This is a genomic window from Wolbachia endosymbiont of Wiebesia pumilae (genome assembly GCF_017869285.1).
In the GTDB taxonomy this organism is placed as follows: domain Bacteria; phylum Pseudomonadota; class Alphaproteobacteria; order Rickettsiales; family Anaplasmataceae; genus Wolbachia; species Wolbachia pipientis.
Genome location: NZ_CP054557.1, coordinates 894,079 through 912,119, shown reverse-complemented (window position 1 = coordinate 912,119; position 18,041 = coordinate 894,079). Strand labels below are relative to the sequence as shown.

16 protein-coding genes, 2 tRNA genes and 6 pseudogenes are annotated in these 18,041 nt (G+C 35.3%); 12 read left to right on the top strand and 12 right to left on the bottom strand.

What is annotated here, in order from left to right:
- Positions 1-55: 55 nt before the first annotated feature.
- Positions 56-1,003, top strand: coding sequence for an IS110 family RNA-guided transposase (locus HUB92_RS04780; RefSeq protein WP_209472550.1), 948 nt, complete (start codon positions 56-58; stop codon positions 1,001-1,003).
- A 193-nt stretch (positions 1,004-1,196) separates the two neighbouring features.
- Here HUB92_RS04780 and HUB92_RS04775 read toward each other — a convergent pair.
- A pseudogene (locus HUB92_RS04775) lies at positions 1,197-2,179 on the bottom strand (IS4 family transposase); the annotation flags it as partial.
- 107 nt (positions 2,180-2,286) lie between these two features.
- On the opposite strand from HUB92_RS04775, the gene HUB92_RS04770 reads away from it, so the two are divergent.
- From HUB92_RS04770 to HUB92_RS04745, 6 genes and pseudogenes are all read left to right on the top strand, one after another.
- Entirely contained in the window at positions 2,287-2,439 is a 153-nt protein-coding gene (locus HUB92_RS04770; protein WP_155975182.1) for a hypothetical protein, read from the top strand.
- Positions 2,424-3,365 carry an IS5 family transposase gene (locus HUB92_RS04765; RefSeq protein ID WP_209472548.1) on the top strand — a complete coding sequence of 314 codons (942 nt, stop codon included), beginning with the start codon at positions 2,424-2,426 and terminating at the stop codon, positions 3,363-3,365. Before HUB92_RS04770 ends, HUB92_RS04765 begins: the two co-directional genes overlap by 16 nt.
- Before the next feature lie 15 nt (positions 3,366-3,380).
- Positions 3,381-3,719 carry a hypothetical protein gene (locus HUB92_RS04760; RefSeq protein WP_231115842.1) on the top strand — a complete coding sequence of 113 codons (339 nt, stop codon included), beginning with the start codon at positions 3,381-3,383 and terminating at the stop codon, positions 3,717-3,719.
- Between the two features lie 12 nt (positions 3,720-3,731).
- Complete coding sequence (rpsO, locus tag HUB92_RS04755) at positions 3,732-4,004, top strand: 30S ribosomal protein S15 (protein ID WP_006279944.1); 273 nt, start codon at positions 3,732-3,734, stop codon at positions 4,002-4,004.
- A 14-nt stretch (positions 4,005-4,018) separates the two neighbouring features.
- The gene (pnp, locus tag HUB92_RS04750; RefSeq protein ID WP_209472546.1) at positions 4,019-6,292 is read left to right on the top strand and encodes a polyribonucleotide nucleotidyltransferase; all 2,274 of its coding nucleotides are present in this window, start codon (positions 4,019-4,021) and stop codon (positions 6,290-6,292) included.
- A 205-nt stretch (positions 6,293-6,497) separates the two neighbouring features.
- Positions 6,498-6,881: pseudogene (locus HUB92_RS04745) on the top strand (IS66 family transposase); the annotation flags it as partial.
- 28 nt (positions 6,882-6,909) lie between these two features.
- On the opposite strand, the pseudogene HUB92_RS04740 reads toward HUB92_RS04745, so the two are convergent.
- Positions 6,910-7,761, bottom strand: a pseudogene (locus HUB92_RS04740) (IS630 family transposase).
- A 124-nt stretch (positions 7,762-7,885) separates the two neighbouring features.
- Here HUB92_RS04740 and HUB92_RS04735 point away from each other — a divergent pair.
- A protein-coding gene (locus HUB92_RS04735; protein ID WP_209472412.1) for an IS5-like element ISWpi1 family transposase occupies positions 7,886-8,718 on the top strand; the annotation gives its coding sequence in 2 pieces (ribosomal slippage) (positions 7,886-8,255 and positions 8,255-8,718; 834 coding nt in all).
- Positions 8,719-8,743: 25 nt separating this feature from the next.
- On the opposite strand, the pseudogene HUB92_RS04730 reads toward HUB92_RS04735, so the two are convergent.
- Positions 8,744-9,724, bottom strand: a pseudogene (locus tag HUB92_RS04730) (ComEC/Rec2 family competence protein); the annotation flags it as partial.
- 62 nt (positions 9,725-9,786) lie between these two features.
- On the opposite strand from HUB92_RS04730, the gene HUB92_RS04725 reads away from it, so the two are divergent.
- Positions 9,787-9,863, top strand: a tRNA-Met gene (locus HUB92_RS04725).
- A 3-nt stretch (positions 9,864-9,866) separates the two neighbouring features.
- Here HUB92_RS04725 and pdxH read toward each other — a convergent pair.
- From pdxH to HUB92_RS04710, 3 genes are read right to left on the bottom strand one after another with little or no spacing between them, the layout of a single operon-like run.
- A complete protein-coding gene (gene pdxH, locus HUB92_RS04720) occupies positions 9,867-10,460 on the bottom strand; it encodes a pyridoxamine 5'-phosphate oxidase (RefSeq protein WP_209472544.1) in 594 nt (197 codons plus the stop codon).
- 16 nt (positions 10,461-10,476) lie between these two features.
- Complete coding sequence (mutM, locus tag HUB92_RS04715) at positions 10,477-11,280, bottom strand: bifunctional DNA-formamidopyrimidine glycosylase/DNA-(apurinic or apyrimidinic site) lyase (protein WP_209472542.1); 804 nt, start codon at positions 11,278-11,280, stop codon at positions 10,477-10,479.
- On the bottom strand, positions 11,246-11,389 hold the full coding sequence (locus HUB92_RS04710; protein ID WP_209473404.1) for a hypothetical protein: 144 nt from the start codon (positions 11,387-11,389) through the stop codon (positions 11,246-11,248). The genes mutM and HUB92_RS04710 overlap by 35 nt, the downstream gene beginning before the upstream one ends.
- 19 nt (positions 11,390-11,408) lie before the next feature.
- Here HUB92_RS04710 and HUB92_RS04705 point away from each other — a divergent pair.
- Positions 11,409-11,481, top strand: a tRNA-Thr gene (locus tag HUB92_RS04705).
- 46 nt (positions 11,482-11,527) lie between these two features.
- On the opposite strand, the gene HUB92_RS04700 is transcribed toward HUB92_RS04705, so the two are convergent.
- The 3 genes from HUB92_RS04700 to HUB92_RS06820 all read right to left on the bottom strand — a co-directional run bounded on the left by HUB92_RS04700 (position 11,528) and on the right by HUB92_RS06820 (position 13,845).
- Positions 11,528-13,054, bottom strand: a complete 1,527-nt coding sequence (locus HUB92_RS04700) for an acyl-CoA carboxylase subunit beta (protein ID WP_209472540.1) — start codon at positions 13,052-13,054, stop codon at positions 11,528-11,530.
- Positions 13,055-13,161: 107 nt separating this feature from the next.
- A complete protein-coding gene (locus HUB92_RS06825) occupies positions 13,162-13,464 on the bottom strand; it encodes a hypothetical protein (RefSeq protein WP_231115838.1) in 303 nt (100 codons plus the stop codon).
- 24 nt (positions 13,465-13,488) lie between these two features.
- The gene (locus HUB92_RS06820; protein ID WP_223823154.1) at positions 13,489-13,845 is read right to left on the bottom strand and encodes a hypothetical protein; all 357 of its coding nucleotides are present in this window, start codon (positions 13,843-13,845) and stop codon (positions 13,489-13,491) included.
- Between the two features lie 321 nt (positions 13,846-14,166).
- Here HUB92_RS06820 and HUB92_RS04690 point away from each other — a divergent pair.
- A pseudogene (locus HUB92_RS04690) lies at positions 14,167-15,125 on the top strand (transposase); the annotation flags it as partial.
- Positions 15,126-15,262: 137 nt separating this feature from the next.
- Positions 15,263-15,447, top strand: a pseudogene (locus tag HUB92_RS04685) (IS4-like element ISWosp8 family transposase); the annotation flags it as partial.
- 189 nt (positions 15,448-15,636) lie between these two features.
- Here HUB92_RS04685 and HUB92_RS04680 read toward each other — a convergent pair.
- From HUB92_RS04680 to HUB92_RS04670, 3 genes are all read right to left on the bottom strand, one after another.
- On the bottom strand, positions 15,637-16,887 hold the full coding sequence (locus tag HUB92_RS04680) for a citrate synthase (protein WP_010081982.1): 1,251 nt from the start codon (positions 16,885-16,887) through the stop codon (positions 15,637-15,639).
- An 80-nt stretch (positions 16,888-16,967) separates the two neighbouring features.
- Positions 16,968-17,237 carry a 30S ribosomal protein S20 gene (gene rpsT / locus HUB92_RS04675; protein WP_012673338.1) on the bottom strand — a complete coding sequence of 90 codons (270 nt, stop codon included), beginning with the start codon at positions 17,235-17,237 and terminating at the stop codon, positions 16,968-16,970.
- 51 nt (positions 17,238-17,288) lie between these two features.
- Positions 17,289-18,014: a lysophospholipid acyltransferase family protein gene (locus HUB92_RS04670; protein WP_010963063.1), complete on the bottom strand. Its 726-nt coding sequence runs from the start codon at positions 18,012-18,014 to the stop codon at positions 17,289-17,291.
- Positions 18,015-18,041: the final 27 nt, after the last annotated feature.

Below are 18,041 nucleotides of genomic sequence, written 5' to 3'. Positions count from 1 at the left end.
CATATATATGCACCCGTTTACAATCTTAAATTAACTAAAACTATCGAGGTTTATTATGGTTACATCTTATCAAAATTTTATTGGCATTGACATCGGAAAATTTAAAAATGTCGTTGCAATTCACAAACAGAAGAATGCTGTCGAATTTGATAATAATGCTTCTGGTTGGCAACAATTATTTCAAGAGTTTTCAGATATTCTACCTAATGCTTTAGTGACTTTAGAAAATACAGGGAAATATGAGCTTGGCTTATCACATTTTCTTACCGACAAAAATATTGCCGTGCATCGAGCTAATACTCGTAAAGTAAAAAGCTTTATTTTATCTCACGGAACTTTAGCAAAGTCTGATAGATCAGATGCAAGAGCTCTTGCTCAATATGGATTTGAACGCCATAGAACTATCTCTCTATTTGTACCTACCTCTACAGAACAATCAACTTTGGCTGCACTTTGTCAACGTCGTGATGATATTACGCAAATGAGAACTCAAGAAAAATGCAGACTTGAAGCACCGGAAAATGATCATATAAAAGAAAGCTGTCAAAAGACCATTGAGTTTTTCGATAGTCAAATAAACGAACTCAATGATACTATACAAAAGATTATTGATGAAAGCCGCGAATTACAACAACGCCAAAAAATTCTTAAAACAGTTCCTGGAATAGGTAAAAAGTTATCACAAGATTTTTTGTGTTTAATGCCAGAGCTTGGTTACTTAAATAGAAAAGAAGTAGCAAGTCTTGCCGGAGTTGCACCGCATCCAAAAGAAAGTGGTAAAGCTGTTGGTTACCGAAGGATTACAGGTGGTAGAAGTAACGTTCGTTCAAAGCTCTTTACAGCCGCTATGGCTGCTACAAGGTCAAAATCTATACTTGGCGCCTTTTATTCTAAGCTTGTTGAAAGTGGTAAGAAGAAGATGGTGGCTATAACAGCCCTAATGCGTAAAATTATAGTAATTGCTAATACAAGACTTAAAGAAGCAATTAATTTGCATACTTAAAAATCTTCACAACGGTAACTGAAATTGGCTAATGAATATGTGCGTCCACACAGACTTAAAGCACATATTCATTAGCTTAAGCAGAAATTGCTGTGGTAGCTGTTTGATATAAAATTCTATTTCTATGACAAACGGGTTTTTATTGCCCATATAATTTGCAAAATTACACAAATAAAAAAATTTTTAAAAAACATAGTTGATACCAACTAATTTTTTCAACAGCTTCATCGAAAGTATTAACTGAAAGATTCGTTAATAGCATCCATTCTAGCGGTTTTTTTTAAGGGAAGGGGAGTTTTCTCAACAACATAAACTGCATAAAGTGGTAATTTAGGTAGTTCTTCCGTCTTATGCCTAATATTATTCTTAGATGGATTCATCATAAACTTTCCAAATCTAACTTCCAAACGTGCTGTTCTTTTTGGCTTATTATCTTTTACAGGAACTTCAACTTCTACCGTACCTGCACAATGAGAGGATTTAATAAATGCCCATAACTTCTGCTCACCTTTTTCAGGATATCGAGATTTTCTATTTACTGCTCTATCTCTGCATGCTCTAACTAGCACTGCCGAATTAAGATTATGTGCAAGCTCAAAAAAGTCATATATATCTGCTTCTCTATCGCATACAGTTATAGTCTCAGTTTGAGTTGGATCAATAATATTATTTGTTTTTCTTAAAGTTTCCAACCACTTTACGCTTTCTTTATCTTCAATGCGATCGCTCTTTTTTTTAAGGTTCTCAGTTTCTTCAGGTCTTGAATAAACTTTTTGATCTAGTATCCCTAGTACCAAACCTTCTATACTAACGGCAAGAGCTGTATGCATTATAATACCTTTTGCAGTATCATAACTGGACAAATTTGCTAATCCGCTTGTTTTTTTATGGTTATTATATACAATGTAACTGGTATCTTGAATGACAAGAACCCTCTTGTGAGCTTTTGTTCTCTCAACCGTCTTATTAATATGTGTAGCTAAAATATCACTTTCTTTTACATTCTCATTTTGAAAAAAACGTTATGCTGTTTTTGCTTCTGACCAACTTTCACATGCTTGATTAATCTAACTTTCAGGTAATTTTGTCAAACATATCAGCAATCTTTACTAATCGCTCAGTTAACCTTTTATCTCCAAATTCATTTTTAGCCCATTCACTACTTTTACTTGCCATTTTACACCCTCAATATTTGCAAACTTTAATATTGTAATATTTTACTTTTTAGTCCATTTATATTTGTGGGTAATAGTAAGGAATGACACCGTCTTGGATGGAAACCAGTGTCAGCTACTTTCATGACACCATCACAAGGTGAAACTGGATCCCAGTGGGCTTTGTTGCATCGCTCAAGTGAAAAGAACTGGCAGTTACTGACAAAATTCATTATAAATAGCCATTTAACTGTTGAAGAAAAAATATGCCACAAAAAATGAGAGTCAGTAACTGCCATGAATATAACAAATTTCTCCAAGAAAGAGGAAGCATTTTTTGTTATATCAATGACGCCATAGAAAATTGGTACGAGAATTGTCCAAAAATGCAGGGCGGCAACTATATTTATAGTGATAAAGTTGTGATTTTGGTGCATATAATCGTCAGTTTCTTTAGAATTGGTTTAAGACAAACAGTCGGGTTTATAAAAGGGTATTTGCAACAAATAGGAAGAGATTTGGCAGTTATCAGCTATTCACAAGCATCAAGAAGGTTTGAGAAACTTAATATTAAGATAAATGATTGCAGAATTGATAAAAATAATATGGAAGATATCGAAATTGCTATAGACAGTACAGGAATTAGTATATACAACAACACTCCTGGTCACAGCAAGGAAAATAGCACTGACAGAAAATATCGTGGCTATGAGCAAACGAGAAAATTGCACGTAATGTTGAATATAAACAACAAAAAAGCCATAGCTGTAAAATACAGTAACGGTGTCTACTCTGATCACTATGGAGCTTGTGATTTGCTAAAAGAAGTTGATTTTCAGCATGCCATAAAAGCACTATATGCAGATAGAGCATGTGATAGGCACAAGTTTTATAAGTTGTGTAACGAATATGATATAAAGACAAAAATTCCACCAATAAACAATGCGGCAGAACATCCAGAAATAGATTATATGTCTGACAGGAATGCTGCTATTAGGTTAATAAAATTATACGGTGAAGATGGCATGAAAGAATGGAAAAAAGAAGTAAATTATGGGAAAAGATCTTATATTGAAGGGTTTTTCTCAAGATTAAAGCAAATATTCGGATTTAGTTTTAGGAATAAATCTGAGATAAATCGAGAAAAAGAACTAAATGCTATTTGCTTAATAAATTCACTGATATTGGTATGGCTAAATTTGAGATAGCTTCATAAATTTATTGTGCGTTACCTACTATCCGAAGAGCGATGCAACAAAGCCATCCCAGTGTCAGCTACTTGGATGACAGAGGGGGGTGGGATGACAGAAGATGATGGAGTGACAGGGAGTAATACAAAAAGTTTCGTCATCCCCATTGAATCGGCTTTAAAATCGATGTTCAAAGTTGAAATTTCCCTAGAAGATGCGGGGAAAATCAGAAAAGGTCAGGAAGTTGTATTAAATAACTTGCGTAATTTAAAGAATCATGATATTTGTTGTACGGTGGTGGGTAGTGTACCTATTGCAATCTGCAGTTTTATTTATGGTTGTGTGAAACCTATTCGTGTTTTTAATATTTAAAATGAGGTTTAGATGTCGATAACATCCGAAAAGAAAAAGAGTTTGATAAATATATATGCAATTAAAGAAGATGATACAGGCTCATCTTTTGTACAATGTGCAATTTTGACCGAGAGGATCAGTAACTTAACTGAGCATTTTAAAGTGCACAAGCATGACCATCACTCTAAGCGTGGTTTACTTATATTGATAGGTAGAAGACGCAAGCACTTAAATTATATAAAGCGTAAATTTGGTAATGAAGCCTATCAGGAATTAATAGAGAAGTTAGGCATTAGAAAATAATCGAGGAATTTAATATGTTTAAAATTATAAAAAAATCTATAGAGTGGGGTGGTCGTGCCTTATCTTTAGAAACAGGAAAAATAGCACGCCAAGCTCATGGTTCAGTAGTTGCAAATTACGGTGATACTTCTGTTTTAGTAACTGTTGTACGTAAAAAGAAGGAAGAAAGCGTTGATTTCCTACCTTTAAATGTGCAGTTTATCGCAAAAAGCTATGCCATGGGTAAGATCCCTGGCGGGTTTTTTAAAAGAGAAGGCAAGCCATCTGATAGAGAAACTTTAATCTCAAGAGTAATAGATAGAAGTATAAGACCACTATTCCCAGAAGGATTTCATGATGAAATTAGTGTGGTGTGCAATCTATTAACTTATGATACAGTCAATCCTCCTGAAGTGCCAGCATTGATTGGTGCTGTTGCAGCTCTTGCAATTTCTGGTGTTCCCTTTCACTTTACTATAGCTGGAGTGATGGTTGGTTGTGATGAAAATAATAACTATATACTCAACCCTTCTGTTCAAGAGATGAAAGCAAGCAGCTTGGATCTGTTTTTGTCTGGTGATGAAAATTCAATTTTAATGGTTGAATCAGAAGTGAAAGAGCTCTCTGAAGAAAATGTTTTTAATGCAATAAAATTTGGCCATGAACACCTTAAGCCTGTCATTAAGCTCATAAAAGAGTTTGCTGATACAATTGGCAATAAACCTGAGAGCTTTGCCCCTATTGATGCATCAGATATAACACAAGAGCTCGAAAAATACGGTAAAGATTTTGAAAAAGCATATTCGCAAACAGTAAAACAAGAGCGAGTTCAAGCTCTAGAAGCGATCAGAGAGAATATATTGAATACTCTTAAAGAAACTGGAAAAGACGAAAAGTTAATTACGTATGCAGTAAAAAACTTTGAAAGATCTTTAGTACGTGAAATAATTAGGAAGAAAAGTGTAAGGATAGACGGTCGTAAGCATGATGAGATACGTCAGATAGAAGTTGAAGTTGATATTCTGTCCAAAACTCACGGTTCTGCACTATTTACAAGAGGCAATACTCAGGCACTGGTTGTTACTGCTCTTGGCACCACTCAAGATGAGCAAATTGTGGATGATATTGAAGGGGATAGACGTGAGCATTTCATGTTGCATTATAACTTTCCCTCATTTGCTGTTGGAGAAACTTCTGCTGCGCGTGCACCAGGAAGAAGAGAAATCGGTCATGGCAAACTTGCTTGGAAAGCAATTCATCCTGTTTTACCCGATAAGTCTGAATTTCCTTATACAATAAGAGTAGTGTCCGAAATTTTGGAGTCTGATGGTTCTTCTTCTATGGCAACAGTTTGTGGGACTTCTCTTGCTTTAATGGATACGGGTGTGCCAATAAAGGCCCCTGTTGCTGGAATTGCTATGGGTCTCATCAAAGATAAAGACGAGTATGTAATACTTTCCGATATACTTGGTGATGAAGATTATCTTGGTGATATGGACTTTAAAGTAGCAGGAACTAGTGAAGGGGTTACGGCGCTACAAATGGACATGAAAATTTCTGGTATAAGCTTTGAAATTGTTGAAAAATCTTTAGAACAGGCAAAAGCTGGAAGATTACATATTTTAGAAAAAATGAATGCAGTGATTTCAGAACACAGTGATGATGTCAAAGACCATGCACCAAGGATGTTATCATTTTACATAGATAAAGACAAAATTTCTGCTGCTATAGGTTCTAAGGGGAAAAATATACGCAGTGTGTGTGAAAGAAGTAATGCAAAAATTGAAATAGGAGATGATGGTAAAGTTTCTGTTTTTGCTACGAGTGGCACTGAAGCTGAAATTGCAAAGAGTATGATGATTGATTCAATAACAGAACTAGAACAAGGTTCTATAGTTGATGTCAAGGTTGTAAGAATAGAGAAGTCTATTGTAGAGCTTGAATTTCTTAATGGCAGAAAAGGAAAAATGCACATAAGTGAAGTAGCTAATGAACATATAGATTCTATAGAGAGCGTACTTAAACAAGATGATACTTTCAAAGCACTAGTAATTGACTTCGAAAAAGGTGGGTGTCCAAAGTTGTCAAGACGTCGGGTTGATCAAGAGACGGGAGAGTTTTTTGAAGGTGAGCTTTACAACGAGGAAAGGAAAGATGGTCCAAATGACAGGGATAATTATTACAATAATTCATTTAGTAGAAAACCTGGAGGAAGTCACCATAAGAGGCCTCCTCGTCCTCGTTCTGGTTTCAGCAACAGAAATAGGCCGAAATTTGGTAATAATGATTCATCATCAGGTTTTTATTAAGAGTAAACTTCTTGCGTTACCTCTCGTCATTCCAGTGCTTAACACTGGAATGACACCCTTTCTGGTGAAGGTTGTTCTCAAATCACAATGTTAGTACAATTGTGGTGTTAGCTATAGCTAACCCAAGGTATCCGTTCAGCGGAGTGGTAGAATAAGGTAGACAAAGTGATCTAAAAAGATAATCATAGAGCAAAAGTGAGGTAATGTGGTAAACCTTTTAGAACTTTGCAAAAATTTACAGCAAAAAATAGAAAAACTGAAAGCAGAGATAGAAAACTTAAAAGCAGAAAATAAAGCTTTAAAGATAGAGAACGCTGAATTAAAGGAAAGGCTTGGTTTAAACTCGAAAAATTCATCTCTACCGAGCTCTAAAGAATTGTACAAAACAAAAAAGGACAAGCCAAAAAGCGAAAGGAATGTTGGCGATCAGGTTGGGCATAAAGGAAATTTTCATGCTACAATGGAAGCGGATAAAGTAGTAAAAATAGAGTTGCCTAATATTTGCGAATGTGGAGGAGAGCTTGTAATATGCGAAAAACCTTATGTTCACCAAAAAGTTGATCTTCCGGAAATTAGGCCTTATGTAGTATAGCATTTCTCATAATAGTCCGAACAGGTCATAGGAAGGCAGAATCAACAGCACGACGAAAGGATTCGAATAGAGGAATGTTTTTCCTGGCTCTGTTTTTTATAGCAAACCAATGATGCTCAATTTTGTTGAAATCTGGAGAATAAGGCGGCAGATACAAAATTTCTGCACCAACCCCTTTAGCAAGCTCGATAATCTTATCAGACTTATGAAAAGTAGCATTGTCAAGAATGACAGTCTGTCCAGGTTCCAAGATCGGTGTCAAAAATTGCTCAAACCATCCATTAAAAACATCCATATTACAGTGGCCTTCAAAGGTTAACGGAACAACTATCTTTCTTCCACTTAAGGCTGCAACCATACTGATTCGTTGAGTTTTCTTTCCAGATTTTAAGGCATAAAACCGCTGTCCTTTCTGGCAATATCCGTAGTTCGGTGTTATCAATGCCAGACTCATCTATATACACTAAGTTTTTAGGTTCTTTTGTCGCTATAATTTTCAAAAATTCAGCACGTTTTTCTTCGTTTCTTTCCTTGTATCCATATGTCTTTTTTTGCGCGTAAATCCAATTTTTTTAAGGGCTCGATAGATCGTTTGGATACTAACGTTGTTCTAAAGTTTAGCCATTTCCGATAGAGTCTTTCCTCCGTGTTCTCTGGCAAATTTGGCAAAGGTATCCCAGTCGGTAATTTTGTGATTGTAACCCCCATTTCCAAGTTTTTTTGATTGAAAGTCTCCTGTTTCTTTTCTTCTTTGCTGCCACTCCCATAAAGTAGTTCGTCCAATCTTAAATCTTGCTGCCACTGTTTCTCTGCTTTCTCCTTCGTCTAGCGCTTCCATTGCTTTTTTTCTTAAATCATAACTATATGCTGCTGGCATTCAACCTCCTTATCATCATCTACCCTTATCCTATCACATCCGGACTTTTATGGAAAGAGCTATAAGAGGTTGTCCGGAAACAAGTAAAAGGCTATAATATCTGAAATTTTAGTACGGGGTAAAGATGAGAAAAAAGTATCCAACAGATCTAAGCGAAAGGGAATGGGCAAGAATAGAAAAACACTTCAGAGTATCATACAAGAAAGGAGGAAGGCCGCCAAAGTATAGCAAAAAAGAAATATTAGAAGCAATTTTCTATGTATTGCGTACAGGGTGTCAATGGCGGTATTTACCAAATGATTTTCCGCTATGGAAGACTGTGTATGAACAGTTCAGGCAATGGAAGAAGCAGGGAATTTTTGAGAAAATGAATTATGAAATTACAAAATATAGTAGAAGAAAAATAGGAAGGAATGAGCAGCCGAGTGCCTGTATAGTAGATAGTCAATCTGTAAAGACTACAGAAAAGGGGGGATCAAAGGCTATGATGGAAGTAAAAAAGTAAAGGGTAGAAAAAGGCATATAATTACAGACACTCAGGGTTTTATACTAGGTTGTTACGTAGGCGCTGCTAACGAAAATGATAGAGATGGTATTAAAATAGCATTAAACAATATGAGAACAAAATATACTAAAGTTAAAAAAATGTGGGCTGACATGGGATACCAAGGAAGAAATTTAAAGAATCACATAAAGGAAGAATATGACATAGATATTGAAATTGTTAAAAGGCCTCCATGTAGATTTTGGGTGCACAAAGATACGCCACCTGAGCTACTACCAACAAGAGAACAAGGGTTTAAAGTACAGCCAAGAAGATGGGTTGTAGAAAGGACTTTTGCTTGGGTTAATAGGAATAGAAGGCTATCGAAGGAGTATGATTTACTCACAACATCCACTGAGAATTTCATATACCTAGCTATGAGTAGGGTTATGTTAAAGAGGGAATATGCTTGAATTTACTAGTTTCCGGACAACCTCTAAAAAACAGGCCAGCAACAAATGATAAATGCAAACCAGATATGGCAAACAAATGTGCTATACCTGAATCTCGTATCGCATCCATAGTTTTTTGGTCTATTCCGTCCTTTTTACCGATCAGTAATGCAGAAATTATGTCTGCATGTGGTTTTTTAATATTTTGCTGCAGGTTTTCATAAATGTATTGACGGAAAGATTCCATATACTCTAGAAATTGCCTTGCTTCAGCCTTTTTGTGTAGGGCTATTTTGCTTGTTGCAAAACCTGTTGCACTTATTTTCTGGTAATATGCTATTCTTGCAAAATCGTATGCATACTCCGAAGGCGCAATTTTTGGAGGGAAGAGTTTTGCTGATAATTTTACTTGATCGCCTACTTTAATGCCTTTTTCCACTTTGGTTCTAACTGATATTCTGATGTTATCTAGAGCTCTATCCGGTGTCATTCCAGCGCGTGACGCTGGAATCCATATCTTTTTTTTCTGGATCCCAGTATCAAGTACTGGGATGACAGAAGAGGGCGCTGGGATGACAGAAGGGAGCACTGGGATGACAGAGGAGGATTCTGGAATGGTGGAAGGCTTTGTAATAGAAAGCAGAAATTGTTTGCATGAGCCCCTGTCATTAATATCCTTCACTGTGGCAACGATATTTTTTACATACCTCTCTTTATCAAGAATTTGAGTATCAACTAAAGCTGTTCTTAATTTACTGGCTGTAAATCCTATGAGCACTGCAATTAAAGCAATGCATAATATTGCGTACTTTCTGTATAATATTGCAATCAAAATTAGTGTGGGTAAAAGCAAAAGAAAAATAGATATGCAGCTTGGTTCAAAACTTAGGGAAAAATATGTTAAAATTCCTGCACACTGAAGAACAGGAAACCACAGTATCAAGTTATATTGTTCATTGCGCAGATTGTTACGTATATAACTAACTATTATGTCAAGAAAAGTTAATAAGTGTGTCGATATTTGCATGTGGTGAAATTTTATTTTTCTTTTTTCATTATTTGTATATATAATAACTAAATAAGCAACGACGCGGGATGGAGCAGCTCGGTAGCTCGTCAGGCTCATAACCTGAAGGTCGTAGGTTCAAATCCTACTCCCGCAACCATTTTTAAGGATATAGTTGTTCCACTTTCCAATCGCTTCCCTCAACAAGAGTGTATCTAAATCTAATATGCTTCCTATATTCACCTTCTTGCCAAAATTCAATTACTTTTGGGATTACGCAAAATCCCACCCAAAAATCAGGACGAGAAACTTGTGTATTGTGAAATTCTTTTTCCTTCAATTTTATAGCTTGCTCAAAATCTTGCCAATCTTTCAGAATGCTCGATTGTTTTGAGCACCATGCGCTAATTTGACTACCCAGCGCTCGAGAAGAGAAGTATTTGTCAGTTCTTTCATCGTTTAGAAGTTTAACCTCTCCTTCAATTCGCACTTGCCTAGCAAATTCTATCCAATGAAACACTAACGCAGCTTTGGGGTTCTCAGTCAATTCTTTCCCTTTTTTACTGTTTACGTTAGTGAAAAACACAAAACCTTCTTTGCTATATTCCTTTAGTAATACTACTCTTGCAGATGGAATGTAGTCTTTGCTACAAGTTGCTAGCGTCATTGCAGTTGGTTGTTCACACGGAGAATTAAGTACTGCTTTGTACCACTTTGAAAACAAATCAAACGGATCTTTTTCAGGTGAGAATGTCATATCTAAAAATAAAATCTTAATTCTGGCACGCGTTGCAAAAATAAGTGCTACGGCCATTTTGTCGTACAAGTGTTATGATATTATTGCAAATCTTGCAAGGTTTTTGAACTTTACCATATACGTAAAAGTTATTTTGAAAGTATCCAGCAGATCCAGATGGCTGTGCATAATCTTTCAGTGTTGAACCGCCTGCAGCAATTGCATCACTCAGAGTATTTTTTATTTCAGCAGCAAGTTTTTCGCACTCTCTATAGGTCAAGTTTTTTGCTGACCTGAGTGGTGATATACGGGCTCTAAACAAGCTCTCAGAAGCATATATGTTGCCTACGCCAACTATTGATTTATTGTCCATTAACGCTGATTTGATATTCACTTTTTTGTTTTTCAGCAACTCCTGTAAATAGTCTCCACTGAATTCATCCGTGAGGGGCTCTATTCCGAAACCGTCAAAAAAATTTATTTCTTGTTCTTTGCTTAAAATAATAACTAGTCCAAATCTTCTTGGGTCATTAAAGATTATTGAAGTATTATCGGAAAATAAAAATACCACGTGATCGTGCTTATTCCGCACTTGAGCATATATAAGCTTTCCGCTCATGCCAAGATGTATGATTACAGCCATACTATCTGTATTCCAGATTATATACTTACCTCTACGCTTGATACCGTTTATAACTTTGCCCTTTAGCAAATCATCAATATTTTTTGTTATTGGTACACGCAAATTCCAATTATTTACTGTAACACTGCTTATTTGCTTGTTTTTAATTTTATCAAGCAAAAAATTAGAAATTACTTCCACTTCCGGTAGTTCTGGCATCTTGTCTACTCTGTTGCTGTTTTTTTCTTTTTACAATATTTTGCTTTAAAGCTTTTGCCAATCTTTTTCTCTCTTCTTCTTTTTCCTTATTCCTTTTTGTGTTATTCATTATCATAATATATAAGACTGCCGTTGTAGCTCAGGTGGTAGAGTACGTCATTGGTAATGACGAGGTCCCAAGTTCGAATCTTGGTAACGGCACACTCTTACAATATTGCATAACTTGCAAGCAAGGCTTAAAAGAAAGTTACAGAGGCAGGTTATCATGCTTTTTCCATATCCTTTCTACTTTCTTGTTTTTGAGTAGCTCTAATGCTTTGTGAAAGTGATGCCTTGTTTTACTTGGCACTATAATGTCATCAATGTATCCATGTGATGCAGCAAAAAATGGATTAGCAAATTTTTCTTTATATTCTTTAATTAACGTTTGCTGATCTTTTTCGTGTCGAAATATAATCTCAACTGCACTTTCAGGGCCCATCACAGCTATTTCAGCAGTTGGCCAGGCATAATTTATATCACCTTTTAGATGTTTCGAATTCATAACAATGTATGCACCACCATACGCTTTTCTAGTGATAAGGCTAATTTTCGGCACGGTCGCTTCAGCGTAAGCGTAAAGCAGTTTCGCTCCGTGTTGTATTATATTATTGTATTCTTGATTTGTACCCGGCAAAAATCCTGGAACATCAATAAGTGTGATGATCGGAATGTTAAATGCGTCACAAAACCTTACAAACCTCGCAGCTTTTCTTGAAGAATCAATATCCAAACATCCTGCAAGGTGCATAGGTTGATTTGCAACAATACCGACAGTATTTCCTCCAATTCTACCAAAACCAGTTATGATATTACGAGCAAAATCAGGTTTCAGTTCAAAGAAATTCCTTTCATCACAAACTTTTTCAATGAGTTCATACATATCATAAGGAGTATTAGGATTGCTAGGAATCAGAGTATTTAAAGATTCATCAATCTCATTAACATCATTACAGATTGGTGCAGATTTTGGTGATTCTTGATTATTTGCTGGTAAGAAAGTAAAGAATTCACGCATTTTTAGCAGCATTTCAACATCATTATTGAATGCAAAATCCGCTACTCCTGTTTTGCTTGTATGAATTTTTGCTCCACCAAGGTCTTCGAAACTTACATCTTCGTAGGTAACCTTTTTTACTACATCTGGTCCGGTTATAAACATATATGAACTGTTTTTCACCATGAAAGTAAAGTCAGTTAATGCTGGGGAATAAACTGCACCTCCTGCACATGGGCCCATAATTAAAGAAATTTGTGGTATAACACCCGATGCATTTACGTTTCTTTGAAAAATTTCTCCATAACCAGCAAGAGAATTTACTCCTTCCTGAATTCTGGCTCCACCAGAATCATTTAGTCCGATAATTGGAACTCTGGCATTAATTGCCATATCCATAATCTTGCATATTTTTTTTGCATGTGACGCACCAAGTGAACCACCAAAGACAGTAAAATCCTGAGAATAAACAAAAACTTTTCTGCCATAAATAGTACCATGACCAATCACTACCCCATCACCTAAAAAATTAGCATTTTGCATGCCAAAATCATTTGCATGATGTTTTACGAATTTATCGTATTCTGCAAAAGAACTTTCATCGAGCAATATACTGAGCCTTTCTCTAGCAGTTAATTTCCCTTTTTCATGTTGTTTGGTAATCCTGTCAGAACCGCCTCCTTTTTCAGCTTCTAGTGCTTTGGTTTTTAGATTTTCTAGTATTTTAAAGTCTTGCATACAATAAAGTAGTTTTCAAATTAGTTGTAGACTTTATTAAGTTTACAAACCCTACTAACTATACACATACACTATTGCTATATGCAACAATGTATGTATGATAATTGTTAATGCTCTGGTGATTCATGGTCACTACTTTGAAAATGTTGCGATGTGTCAACACTTTTCATATTAGAAAGAGGTGGACTAACTGCACTGCTTTTCGTTTGTGCAAAACTTTTAGCAGCTTCAACAACCTTGCTTATACGAGGTTCTTTTTCTAGCTCTTTTAGGTACTTTGAGAAGATTTCACAACTTTTGTCATCCATATGTACCATTATTTTACCAAAACTTTCAGCTTTTTCAGAAGATAAAATCATTTCGATCTTTTCATCGCCTACCCTAAAGGTCATTTTTACTTTGCCTTGCATATCATGATATTGCCAGCTTTTTATTCAGATTAGATTATCTCCTTCTCCTATTCGCAATGCACCATATTCTAAGTCCTTAAATTCCGGGGAGTTCATAAATTTTGCAGGAGTGATCACACTTTTTTCTGGACACTGTACATAATAAAATTTATTATCTCTTTCTACTACAATTCCTTTTTTTTTGTCATTTTCAATACTATCACTTACAATTTGTTTTAGACGTGACAAATATTCGCCGCGTTCTTTCAGTATATCTTCTGGCAATAATCTCCGAACTTCTTGGCTCACATCAGTGCCTGTTGAAACTAGATTAAACATTTCTAACATAAGAGGCCGTAGTTTTTCTTTTCCAGTCTCAGTAACATTTTTATCTTGCTCCATGAGGTGGTATAAGATCAGTATCGAATAATCTATTATTGATGACTTTTTTCTCCTTGGAATACATCAACACTAAACATGACCTTGTGCTTTTTTGCATCGTCTATAGATTTTTGAAGTCTCTTTGCTATGTTTTCGATAGCTTCATCATTAGGTAAGTGTTCAGGCAATGGCGTCAACTTAAGGAAAAATATCAGCGATAGTGTATAAAATTTCTCTCCAAATTTTTTATCATTAAATTATCCAAAGAGTGCAAGGGACAGCACTTTTGTTTCTATTTTATTGCAACAAAAAAGTTTAAAATGTGTCTTTTTTAGGTGAGGCATGCAAAAAGGAAAAGATCTTATCTTACAAATTAAAAATGCAATATACTCGAAAACTTTTCAGAAAATCCATTGTGTTGAGTTTTACACGAACAAGAAAACTTCCTTTTTCGACAGTATTTTCTATGATTTTAAAGTTAGTTAAAAAAAGTTTGGGAATAGAATGTGAACTTATGGAGCCATTGACATGTACCCTCAAAGCAAGCTTTTTCTAAAGCAAGGTATAAGATTTGCCATACAGGCTTTCAAGAATCTAAGCATCCAAACAGCCTATCAGGATGAACCTGAGTTGGAGAGGCTATAGACTTATTGCAGCAGATGGTTCTGGTATGAGATTACCCAGCTCTGGGGAAATTGTATCCGAGTTTGAACCAAATGGAACAACAGGCACCATTGGCAATTTGTTTGTTGATTTGTGTACTTCATTGATTTGCAGTGCTCGTCTTGCAGCTTGGAATATAGGTGAACAAACGTTGGCGGCAGAGCAATTACCCGAAGTTATCACTCAAATGCGTTTATTAAATCAAGAGAAATTATTATTTATCTATGATCGTCTTCAGTAAAATTCATTCAGCAGCATTATAATTTGGAAGTAGATTTTATTTTTCGCTTGCAAAAAAGAAATTATAGTAAGCTATGGGAACGCTGGCGAATTAGATTTTGATTTTATATTAGAAAATGAAAAGCTAAAAAATAAAATGAAAGGACAGAAAGTAAGAGTTATAGTGCTGACATTAGCCAACTGAGAAACAGAGTTTTTGACCGAGACTTTGGAGCAAAGCTTATGTGTTAAGGTGGCACATAGAGGAGTGCTATAAACGACTCAAAGTAGGAGAAGAGTTAGAGAATTTTTCTGGAGAGGCTGTATTACAAGAATTTTGGGCAAACTTGGTCATGTGCAATATATTATCGCTTCATATGTGTGATGCACAAGGGCCTTGGAACCCAGATCAAATTACTGATACCAATTCCCACTGCACAATAAACGGATAGATAACAATGGAAAAAAAGCCATACTATTGCCTTTCTTTCTCACTCCACAATTAAATAACTCTACAATATCGCTTATTTGATTCACTAATAATGAGAATTGGTATGAGTATCGTTTAAATTTTTCAGTTTTATTTGGTGTAATGAGGCAGAAACTCTATCAGGTACTTATTGCGCCAAAAAACTTTCAAGCCCTTTTTAAGTATACGCGCTAAAGTTAAAATCCGACCGGGACAGCCGCAATAAAGTAGATAAGCCTAAACGCCATCATGTCTTTAGGAGAGTTTGCTAATGAAAGTTCTTAAGTTGACGCCATTGGCTGAACGGATACGGAATGACACCATCCTTTTTTCTGGATTCCAGACTGGAATGACACCTCTGGACACTTCCGTCGTAAAGGAACCAGTGTCAGCTACTCGGATGACACCTTTTTCCTACTTAGTTTGGGTTATGCAAGAAGTCTAATGAAGTGAAAATAAATTTATTTACCAAAATAGAGTTGCCTTGGTCTACAGATCTTAGTTTCTTTATCATTTATCATTTCATACCACTGAGTAACCCAACCAGTGGTTCTTGCAAGTGCAAAAATAGGCGTGAACATATTTGAGGGGATATCAATAGCATTCATTATTATACCTGAGTAAAAATCAACATTTGGATATAACTTACGCACGATAAAATATTCATCCTTTAAAGCTATTTCTTCAAGTTTTTTTGCAATTTTAAGCAGTTCATTATTTTGTTCTAGTTTACTTAGAACCTCATGGCAAGCGCCTTCCAATATACGCGCGCGCGGATCATAATTTTTATAAACACGATGTCCAAATCCCATCAATTTAAATGGATCTTTATCATCTTTAGCTTTTTCGATGAATTTATCTATATCTCCACTTTGCTCTATCTCTTTTAGCATATTTATAACTGCCTCATTAGCTCCACCATGTGCTGGTCCCCAAAGTGTAGCAACTCCTGCAGAGAGGCTTGCAAACAGATTAGAACCAGCCGATCCCACCAATCTGACAGCCGCCGTAGAAGCATTCTGTTCATGATCAGCATGGAGAGTAAATATTTTATCCAGAGCTTTTGCAAAAAGGGCGCTTTTATCATTATCAACAGCATCGCCAAATATCATCTTTAAGAAATTTTCACTGTAACTTAATTCATTGTTAGCATTTATGAATTCCTGATTGTTGATATGCCTATAAATCATTGCAATAATTGTGGAAACTTGCGCTATTGCAGAAATTCCAAAATCTAGGTCTTCACCATTGACATTGTTGCCATGCTTTTCATGATAAGATGCTGACAAACTTGCAAAACATGCAACTAAGATTGACATAGGGTGAGCAGTTTTTGGAAATGCTTTAATTACATTTGTAACTTGCTCTGATACTTTGGATGATTCTTGTATTTTGAGAAGAAATTTTTTGTGTTGCTCTGAACTGGGTAATTCACCATAGAGCAATAAATAAATCACAGCAGTAAAATTATTATTCTCTGCCAAATCAGCTATATTATGTCCCCTATATTTAAGAACTCCTTCATCTCCATCAATGAATGTAATTGTAGAAGAGCATGAAGCTGTAGAAACAAACCCTGGATCGTAAGTGAATAATCCTGTCATCTTATATAAATCCTTGATATTTAACACATCAGGACCTGTTGTTCCGCTTAATACAGGTAGCTCGATTTTTAATCCATTACTTAGTTCTAATAGCACTTTTTTATCCATCACTTAAGCTACTTAAATTTTATACAGAATATACAAACTGAGGAGTATATATTAATACAGTTAACTTTACATTAACCGTATTAAGCGGTCATCAATGCTTTTACTTTTGCATTTAAGCGACTTATTTTACGCGCAGCAGTATTCCTATGAATAACACCTTTATTCACACACTTGTGTAAATTAGATTCAGCATTCCGAAATGCCAGAACAACATTTTCTTTGTCGCCAGACTTGATTATATCAACCAATTTTCTAATAGAGGTGCGAGTTTTACTTTTCCGCATCTTATTTATTAAAGTGCGCTTTGCTATTACCTTTATCATTTTTTTAGCACTCTTATGATTTGCCATATATTAATACCTAAAATACTGTACTTTTCTTTTAATTATAAAGTTTTTTTGTTAATTTGCAATATCAGTTTTTCCTATGGTTAATCTACTGCTTCTCTCTTCAATAATTTTTTCTAAACTTTGCAAGAATTCATTTTTGTTTAACCCAGGATATATTGGGGGCAATATTTCTATTACTGCCTTTCCGGGATTCTTTCTCAGAGAAAGTATGCTTTTTGGCCAAAACAAACCAGTGTTTAAAGCAACCGGTAACACAGGAACAGATAATACGCTATATAAAGCAGCAATACCTGGTTGATATTTTATATTTTGGTTTATAGTTGTTCTTGTACCTTCAGGAAATATTATTATGCTTCTATTTTCTTTTATACGCATTTTTGCTAGTTTGATTATATGGCGTATAGAACTGATACCATCTGAACGGTTAATAAAAATCATTTTCAGCGCTATAAGATGCAAACCAATGAATGGAATCCATTTCAATTCACGTTTTAAAATAAAAACCGCTTTTCTAAATAGTAGTATAAAAATAAATGTTTCAAATGGAGATTGGTGTTTAGATGCAATGATAAAAGGTTGCTTAGGGATGTTTTCCATTCCCCTCACTTCATATTTAATGCCACATAATAAACGCAGCATGAATAATACAACTCTCACCGAACAGACGAGGAAAATGGTTATTACACACTCAGAAAAGAAAATTACAGGGAGAGTAATGAAAGTATAGAATACCTCCCATAATATAAGAAAGAAATTAAACAATAAACTTGAAATCACAAACTCACATAAATTTATTTAAATTTA

Bases quoted from the DNA above. Each gene is read 5' to 3' on its own strand.
- HUB92_RS04710 (WP_209473404.1), bottom strand. From the start codon at position 11,389: ATGAATAACACAAAAAGGAATAAGGAAAAAGAAGAAGAGAGAAAAAGA.
- pdxH (WP_209472544.1), bottom strand. From the start codon at position 10,460: ATGACATTCTCACCTGAAAAAGATCCGTTTGATTTGTTTTCAAAGTGG.
- rpsT (WP_012673338.1), bottom strand. From the start codon at position 17,237: ATGGCAAATCATAAGAGTGCTAAAAAAATGATAAAGGTAATAGCAAAG.
- HUB92_RS04680 (WP_010081982.1), bottom strand. From the start codon at position 16,887: ATGGATAAAAAAGTGCTATTAGAACTAAGTAATGGATTAAAAATCGAG.
- HUB92_RS04765 (WP_209472548.1), top strand. From the start codon at position 2,424: ATGCCACAAAAAATGAGAGTCAGTAACTGCCATGAATATAACAAATTT.
- rpsO (WP_006279944.1), top strand. From the start codon at position 3,732: ATGTCGATAACATCCGAAAAGAAAAAGAGTTTGATAAATATATATGCA.
- HUB92_RS06825 (WP_231115838.1), bottom strand. From the start codon at position 13,464: ATGCAAGGCAAAGTAAAAATGACCTTTAGGGTAGGCGATGAAAAGATC.
- HUB92_RS04700 (WP_209472540.1), bottom strand. From the start codon at position 13,054: ATGCAAGACTTTAAAATACTAGAAAATCTAAAAACCAAAGCACTAGAA.
- HUB92_RS06820 (WP_223823154.1), bottom strand. From the start codon at position 13,845: ATGGAGCAAGATAAAAATGTTACTGAGACTGGAAAAGAAAAACTACGG.
- pnp (WP_209472546.1), top strand. From the start codon at position 4,019: ATGTTTAAAATTATAAAAAAATCTATAGAGTGGGGTGGTCGTGCCTTA.
- mutM (WP_209472542.1), bottom strand. From the start codon at position 11,280: ATGCCAGAACTACCGGAAGTGGAAGTAATTTCTAATTTTTTGCTTGAT.
- HUB92_RS04780 (WP_209472550.1), top strand. From the start codon at position 56: ATGGTTACATCTTATCAAAATTTTATTGGCATTGACATCGGAAAATTT.